We start from the raw sequence: 8,024 nt of genomic DNA on the forward strand, positions 1-8,024 counted from the left end.
ATATTATAGTTTGGCCGATATACTGCAACAGGTAAAAGCCTTTCTGCGCTACCTGCGGCAGCAATGGGTGTGGCTGTTGGTAGCTGCTATGGTAGGTATTGGCGGCGGCTTATTGTATTATTACCTGCAAAAACCGGCTTACCAGGCAGAAGAAACTTTTATTTTAGAAGAAAAATCACCCGGCGGTAGTGGCTTAGCCGGCTTAGCCTCACAGTTTGGGTTTGATGTGGGTAGTTTAACCGGCGGAGGAAGTATTTTTGCAGGCGATAATATTTTGGATATTTTAACCTCTCGCCGCATTGTAGAGCATGTGTTGTTGAGTAAAGTAGATAGCACCCAACCCCATGGGCCTACTTTAGCAGATGTGTTTTTAGATTTTAGTAAATTAAAGAAAAAGTGGCGTAGTAAGCCCGGTTTAGATACCATCAACTTTTACCGGGTAACTGGTCGTAATAGTATGAGTTTGTTGCAGGATAGTGTATTGCATGAAGTATACAAATTGGTAACAAAAAAATATGTATCGGTAAGCCGGCTCAACAAAAAAGGCTCCATTATTACCATTGATGCCACTTCTATTAACCCCGATTTTTCGTTGTTATTGGTACAGCGCATGGTAAAAGAAGCCAGTAATTTGTACATTGATATTAAAACCTCGGTATCGGCCGCCAATGTAAACCGTTTGCAGCAAAAGGCCGATTCATTATTGGCATTACTCAACAACAAAAGTTACCAGGTAGCCGGCATGCAAATTAATGATGCCAATCCGGCTTTGAAATCCTTATTGGTGCCCACGGAACTCGCCTCTCGCGACCGTACGGTGTTGGCCACCCTGTATACCGAAGTAGTGAAGAATTTAGAAACGGTACGCACCACCCTGATGCTGCAAACGCCCGTGATTGAGGTATTGGATATGCCCCATGCACCATTGGAGGATGGGAAGAAGAAGTTAAGTTTTGTTATTATTATTGGATGTATAATAGGAGTAGTAATTGGTGTAGGATATGTCTTTGTACGCTATTTACAACGGCATTGGGCAGTTGAGGCAGCAACAAATACTCCTCCATTGTCATAGTGCGCGAATAGTGAAATGAATTGTGTGTAGGAAAAAATAAATTTATTGAATACTGCACAACCTGAATGGGAGTGAGGTTGGCGAAGCTTTTAATAATTTTAAATGCTAATAAATTATTTTTATTTAAATACAAAATATGTATTTTTAATATAAATAATCAATATTCCCCTATGTAGATTATATATAATCACACTTTTTCTTGCAAATATTCTTTTTTTTGAAAGCTTTAATTCATGATTAAACTTTTTATTAGAAATAGTTTTTGGCTTTTTCTTGATAAGGCTTCAAAGTTGTTGTTAGGAGTTTATATAATTGCTAGAATTGCAGAATTAATTGGACCAGAGGAATTTGGTATTTGGAATTATTCACTTGCATTAACGGCCATTATAGGGGTTTTTGCAACTTTGGGTTTTGATAAAGTTGTAATCAAAAACTTAGTCGGCATTTATAAAGAGGAAGAAGAAGAGATTATTTCTACAGCAATAGTTACAAGGGTAGTTGCTTCGATTATTTGTTTGATATTGTCTTTGTTAGTATTATATATAACAAAAAAAAATACCAATTTATACATCATTTGCGTTATTGTTGCTTCTTTAAATATAACTCTTCAATCTTTTGATGTCCTTGAATATTATTATCAAGCAAAAAATAATTTACAAAAATCAATAATACCAAAAGTCATTATTTTCATTTTATTTTCTATATTAAGAATCTACTTTATTTATAAGAAACTAGATTTTTTATTCTTCGTTTGGCTTTCATTTTATGAGCTACTTATTGCATATTTTTTCATTTTAGTACTGTACTTAAAAAATAATAGTTTAAACATATTTAAATCTTTTTCTTACAGTGTTGCTGTTAAACTTGCACGAGAAGGTCTTATATATACTTTTACAAGTCTTGCTGTTATATTATATATGAAAATTGACCAATTGTTATTAGAATACATGAGTACTTCAAAAGAATTAGGTATATATTCTGCTGCTATACGTGTATCTGAATTATGGTATACTATTCCTACTATCTTTGCAAATGTCCTTTTACCTTTGTTATTTGTTTCAAAAGAAAAAAGTGAAAGTATTTACATTTCTCAAATTGAAATATGGTTGAGAATTTCATTTTGGTTTAGTTTTTTACTATCTATTTTTGTTACTTTATTTTCTCGTCCATTGATTAATTTTTTATATGGTAAACAATTTGAATTGGCTGATATCACTTTGCGTATACATATTTGGGCTATTATTCCTGTCTGTTTAGGAATTGTAATGTCTCAATATTGTGTTATCGAAAATAAACCACGCATAAGTTTATATTCAACTATAATTGGGTTGTTTGTAAATATCCTCATTAATCTTATTCTTATCAAACCTTATGGATCAGTTGGAGCTGCTATTGCTACAGTAGTTTCATATTTTGTAGTTTATATTTCATTATTATTGTTGGATGACAAAAGATCTTGGATTTACTTTAAAAATATTTTTGAAATAAATAAACTTTTCTCAGATTTTAAAAAGATTTTTATCAAATTAAAAATGTCAAAAATTTAGAATAATTTTTAAATTTACTATATGTTTATTATTAGAAAAGTCTTAATCAAATTTTTCGAAGTTTTGTTTCCAAAAATTCGTTACATAAAGGTTGCTTATAGTCAAGAAGGTGAGGATTTAATATTATTAAGGTTATTCCCTAAAATTACTAAAGGTTTCTACATTGATATTGGCGCTCATCATCCATTTAGATTTTCTAATACATATATTTTTTATAAAAGGAAATGGAGAGGTATAAACATAGATCCCAGACCAGGTGCTAAAAAATTATTTGATAAGTATCGGCCTGATGATATTAATTTAGACATTGGTATTTCGGAATCTGAGAGTGTTATGAAATATTATATGTTTAGTGATCCTGCTATAAATACATTTTCTGAAGAACAAGCACAAAAAATAATATCTGAAGGGAAGTATAAATTTTTAAAAGTTAAAGATATTCCAACATATCCATTATCAACTATACTAGATAAATTTATTTCAAATAAAAATCTGATAATAGATTTTATGACAATTGATGTTGAAGGATTTGATTTGGAAGTTCTAAAATCAAATAATTGGGATTTATATAGACCTAAGTTTATTTTAGTAGAGTCTCATAATGCATCTTTACATGATTTGGATAATGATAAAATTTTCCTTTTTTTGAAAAAAAATAATTATGCGATTTTTGCAAAAACAGTATATACATTCATTTATAAAGATGTTAATTAATGACTACTCCAATTCTTTTTTTAATATTTAACAGGCCAGAACTCACTAAAATAACTTTCTCTAAAATTAAAGAGCAAAAACCTTCAAAATTATATATTGCTGCAGATGGTTTTAGAGAAAATAAACCAGGCGAAAAAGAATTGTGTGACTTAACTCGTTCTATTGTTATTGATAATATTGATTGGGAATGTGAAGTGCATACTTTATTTCGTAATGAAAATTTAGGTTGCGGTAAAGCGGTAAGTACAGCTATTTCATGGTTTTTTGAACATGTAGAATTTGGGATAATATTGGAAGATGATTGTTACCCGGATAACTCTTTTTTTAGTTTTTGTCAACAAATGTTATTGAAATACCAGTACCACGATTCTATAATGATGGTTAATGGGACAAATTTGTTATTGAATAAAATTAATATTTCTGATTCATATTATTTTTCAAGGGCCAGCCTAATTTGGGGTTGGGCTACTTGGCGAAGAGCGTGGGAAAAATATGATTTCAATTTGTCTCGATATAAGGATCATAATACTGTAGGGTTAAACAAGTGGTTTTTATTTATATTTAATGAAATGTTGAATCATAGAATCGATACATGGGATTATCAATGGTTTTTTTCAATTTGGTTTAATAATGGTATTTGTATAACCCCCAAGGTTAATTTAATTACTAATTTAGGGTATGGGAAAGGCTCTTCCCATTCATTTATTAAACCATGGTGGTTGAATAAATTAGTATATGGTTCTATAGAAGACATCAATCATCCCACTGAAATTAAGGTTAATTTTAACGCAGATGATTATGTTCTTAACCATGTTCAATACAGTAATGTATATTTTTATAAAATTAAAAAAATTATTAAACCTTTTGTTCTTAAATTATTTTTTCTCCTATGGTTATTAAATAGAAATACAACTAATTCATAAAGTATTCTTTTATTTTATTTTGATAATACAGATTATTAATGTATAATATTATAAATTGTTTTTGCTTATGTGTGTTTCAGTTAGGAGGTTATTTTATTTGGTTTAGCAAAAAAAATATTTTTTCTCATTTGAATTTGGGATTTTGCTTAGTTTCAATAATTATACCTTCATTAATTGTTAATTATTCAAGCTTTTTTGAAAATGATATATTATATCTTTACTCTATAATTAATTTAGTTGGGGCATTTTTTTATTTGATTGGATTATTTCTTGGTAATAAAATAAGAAATGTTGCAATTGTTGATATTGTTATTGAAAAAAATAAATTATATACTTTTATTTCAAGTGAAAATACGATAAAACAAAAGCTTTATAAATACTCTTTTAACATATATGTACTTGGTGTTGTTGGCATGGTGCTCAGCTATCTTGTTATGGGATTTATGCCACTTTTTTCCAAGGACCCATTGGCAGCTAAATTTTTCAAAAATGAATATCAAGATACCTATCGGAGAGTTGCAATTATTTATAGAACTTCAAAGATTTTTATTGAATTAATGATGCCATTCCTAATTTTTAAAGTAATTAATAAATTTAAAATAATAGATATTTTCTTACTGGTTATTGGTTTTTTTCTAATATTTGTTAGTTTAATGCGCACAGGAATTGGTCAGTCAATCTTAATCGCTATCTCTATATATTCTTGTTCAAAAAAAGATAAAGTTTCATTTGTACTATATATTATCTTCATATTTTTTATTTTTATGCTTGGAAGTTCTTTGAATTACATTATTTTTAATTTATTTAGTGCAACAAGTACTCAATCTACAGGATCCAATTGGCTACAAGTTGTTGCAGATGGAGCGCCCGATATTTCTGATCATTTATCTTTTTTACAAGCATTTACTAAACTTAATAATCCTTATACTTTCGGCTTAACATTTTTTGGTGGCTTAATACCTTTCCAATTTAAATGGAATCCTTCACTTTGGACATTATATATTATGTATGGCAGAGATGATGATTTTCTTTCTTTTCTATCTGGTGGGTTAAGACTTCCTATTAGTGTTTGGGGTTATGTTAGTTTTAGTTGGTTCGGTGTTATTTTTGTACCATTTTTAGGTGGATTTTTTACTGGGTATTTATTAAAAGTTATAAAACTATTGATAAATAAAATTTCTTCATATGATGTTTTTTATTTTTTAGTTTTCATCTATATGAATATTGGTATTGTATTTACTAATTTTTATCAAATTTCTATATATTTTCTACCTTCTTTTTTAATCTATTACTATTACATATACAAGTTAGGAAAATATGTTAATAAATCAACCTAATTCAAAAAAAACATATTTGCCAATTAGAGCTTTTGGTGATTTTGTAATTTCGGCCTCAATTATTTCAAAAGGGACATATCAAAGAATTCCTATCATTTTACCTAACTATCTGTCTGAGTTATTCTATGAATTAAATTGTACAAAATATTTTTATATAGAACGAGTGATTCCAATGAATGAGTATCATAAACTCTTTCAATTATATAAAATTAAATCTTTATCAGATATAATTAATTTAAAACACGAAATAAAAATAATTAAAAAATGTCTTTTGAAAGAAGACACCTATTTATTAGATTTTAGAAGCAAACGTTTATCTGTAATACTACCAGGATATAATTTTATTTATCCTGGAATTTACAGGAATATTTATATTGAAAAAAATGATTTGTTTTCTGATTTTAGTCTCAATACTTTTAATTCCAGTTATAGGATTAGCTATTTGAATAAAAAAATTCATTCTATATATATATTTCCTGGAAGTAGACAAGGTTACAAAGTAATTCACCCAAAATTATTGAAGGAGCTAGTTAAATTTTTCTCAAGTCTAAATCTTAAAGTAAAGGTCTTTATTCATATAAATGAAAATTTTGACTTTTCAGAAGCTATAAAATTTAAAAACTTTCAGGAGTTAACTGTTATTATTTCTGAATGTGAATTCATGATTAGTGCTGATAGTTTACCAGTTCACTTAGCTTATTATTTCGATAAACCACATTTTGTAATATTTAATACTTCTCCAAATACTAATTGGATTACTCCTTATATGACACTTTTCGACGCATTTGCAACATATAATGGTAATATTAATGCTATTTTATCAAGTATTAAATTATATATAAAAAAATATTTCAATAATGAAGATTCTGATAAATGATCATGCAGGCCATTCTTTTACTTTATCATTAAGTAAATGTTTAGCAGATATGGGACATCAAGTAATGCATTGCTATTGTACAAGTTTTGAATCTCCTAAAGCTGATTTTTCAAATAGTTTATCTAATATTAAGATTATTGCAATTAGTAATAAACATAAATTTTCTAAATATTCATTTTTTAAGAGAATTTTGCAAGAATTTGAATATGTTAATAAACTGACCAAGTCTATTTTGGATTTTCAACCTGATATTATTATAAGTGGAAATACTCCTTTGTTTATTCAATATGGCATACTTAAAATTTCAAAAAAAAATAATATCCCCTTCATTTATTGGTGTCAAGATATTTATAGCATTGCTATAAAAAAAATTCTTTTTACCAGGTTGTGGTATATTGGAAATTTTATCGCTTATTTTTTTGAAGTTTTAGAAAGTAAAATATTGAAGAGTTCCACCCATATAATTTCAATTTCAGATGATTTTATTCTAAATATTAATAAACTTGGTATATCAAGTAGTAAAATAAGCATTATAGAAAATTGGGCTAATTTAAATGAAATCAGGTTAGAACCTAAAAAAAATATTTGGGCAAAAAAACATAATCTTGATAGTTCTTTTTGTATAGTTTATTCGGGGACATTAGGCCTAAAACATGACCCAAATATATTACTACAAATTGCTTTATATTTGAGAAATCAGAAAAAAATAAAGCTTGTTGTAGTATCAGAAGGAATCGGTGCAAGTTATTTGAAGGAACAAAAATTAAATAATGAATTAGACAATCTTATTATTCTTCCATATCAAAATTTTCATGATTTTTCCTATGTACTTGGTGTTGCTGATATCTTAGTTGCAGTACTTGAAAAAGAAGCAGGATTATTTTCTGTTCCTTCAAAGGTGCTTTCATATTTATGCGCTCAAAAGCCCATACTATTATCAGCACCGTTAGAAAACCTGAGCTCTAAAATAGTAATTAATTCCGGTGCAGGATTTTGTGTGCCACCTGAAAATAAAGATGAACTTTTAAATAAAATTGATATTTTATTAAACAATGCAAAATTAAGAGTCGACATGGGGTTGAAAGGAAGACTATATGCCGAAGAAAAGTTTCAAATAAATTTAATAGCAGCAAAATTCTTACAAATATTTCATATGGTTACAGGTTAAGAGGAATGTATATTAATAATTATACTATATTTTAATGTGTTGAAAATATTTTACCTATACTTAATTTTTTTAAAATCAAATATTGAATCTTTTTCCTTACATTTGTCTACCCCCCTCAATTGAAAATGTTTATTTCTTCTATCTAAAAGGATAAATGTAAACGTATACTTATGCTTCTAACATTTTTGAAAAGAAGGGAAACCGCAGTTGTTGCATTGGATAATGATATTACCGGTGTATTTGATTCAATTCTTCATAAAGCTGAGATTGTTAAAACTTCTACTTCAAAGCGCCTTTTCGATGTTTTTTTTACCTCTCTTTTGTTTGTGTTTGTATTTTCCTGGTTATTTCCCATTATTATACTCTTAATTAAACTGTCTTCTAAA

At 28.0% G+C, this 8,024-nt stretch carries 8 protein-coding genes; all 8 read left to right on the forward strand.

Going from position 1 to position 8,024, the window contains the following annotated elements; all coding sequences use genetic code 11:
* Positions 1-1,072, forward strand: a 1,072-nt coding sequence (locus A0F92_RS10860; protein ID WP_068245700.1) for a GNVR domain-containing protein, incomplete at its 5' end; no start/stop codon positions are given.
* Positions 1,073-1,305: 233 nt separating this feature from the next.
* On the forward strand, positions 1,306-2,619 hold the full coding sequence (locus A0F92_RS10865) for a flippase (protein ID WP_068245702.1): 1,314 nt from the start codon (positions 1,306-1,308) through the stop codon (positions 2,617-2,619).
* A gap of 21 nt (positions 2,620-2,640) precedes the next feature.
* The gene (locus A0F92_RS10870) at positions 2,641-3,333 is read left to right on the forward strand and encodes an FkbM family methyltransferase (RefSeq protein ID WP_068245705.1); all 693 of its coding nucleotides are present in this window, start codon (positions 2,641-2,643) and stop codon (positions 3,331-3,333) included.
* Entirely contained in the window at positions 3,333-4,256 is a 924-nt protein-coding gene (locus tag A0F92_RS10875) for a hypothetical protein (protein WP_068245707.1), read from the forward strand. Before A0F92_RS10870 ends, A0F92_RS10875 begins: the two co-directional genes overlap by 1 nt.
* 71 nt (positions 4,257-4,327) lie before the next feature.
* Positions 4,328-5,593: an O-antigen polymerase gene (locus A0F92_RS10880; RefSeq protein ID WP_068245710.1), complete on the forward strand. Its 1,266-nt coding sequence runs from the start codon at positions 4,328-4,330 to the stop codon at positions 5,591-5,593.
* On the forward strand, positions 5,574-6,470 hold the full coding sequence (locus A0F92_RS10885) for a glycosyltransferase family protein (RefSeq protein WP_068245713.1): 897 nt from the start codon (positions 5,574-5,576) through the stop codon (positions 6,468-6,470). Before A0F92_RS10880 ends, A0F92_RS10885 begins: the two co-directional genes overlap by 20 nt.
* Positions 6,451-7,638 (forward strand): glycosyltransferase family 4 protein, encoded by a 1,188-nt coding sequence (locus tag A0F92_RS10890; RefSeq protein ID WP_068245716.1) that lies wholly within the window; start codon positions 6,451-6,453, stop codon positions 7,636-7,638. The genes A0F92_RS10885 and A0F92_RS10890 overlap by 20 nt, the downstream gene beginning before the upstream one ends.
* A gap of 170 nt (positions 7,639-7,808) precedes the next feature.
* Positions 7,809-8,024: hypothetical protein (locus A0F92_RS15855; RefSeq protein ID WP_253810385.1), on the forward strand; the 216-nt coding region annotated here is incomplete at its 3' end.

The sequence above is a fragment of the Hydrotalea flava genome, assembly GCF_001623405.1.
Taxonomy (GTDB): domain Bacteria; phylum Bacteroidota; class Bacteroidia; order Chitinophagales; family Chitinophagaceae; genus Hydrotalea; species Hydrotalea flava.

Excerpts from the sequence above, each read along its gene's own strand:
- A0F92_RS10885 (WP_068245713.1), top strand. The coding sequence starts at position 5,574 with ATGTTAATAAATCAACCTAATTCAAAAAAAACATATTTGCCAATTAGA.
- A0F92_RS10865 (WP_068245702.1), top strand. The coding sequence starts at position 1,306 with ATGATTAAACTTTTTATTAGAAATAGTTTTTGGCTTTTTCTTGATAAG.
- A0F92_RS10875 (WP_068245707.1), top strand. The coding sequence starts at position 3,333 with ATGACTACTCCAATTCTTTTTTTAATATTTAACAGGCCAGAACTCACT.
- A0F92_RS10890 (WP_068245716.1), top strand. The coding sequence starts at position 6,451 with ATGAAGATTCTGATAAATGATCATGCAGGCCATTCTTTTACTTTATCA.
- A0F92_RS10870 (WP_068245705.1), top strand. The coding sequence starts at position 2,641 with ATGTTTATTATTAGAAAAGTCTTAATCAAATTTTTCGAAGTTTTGTTT.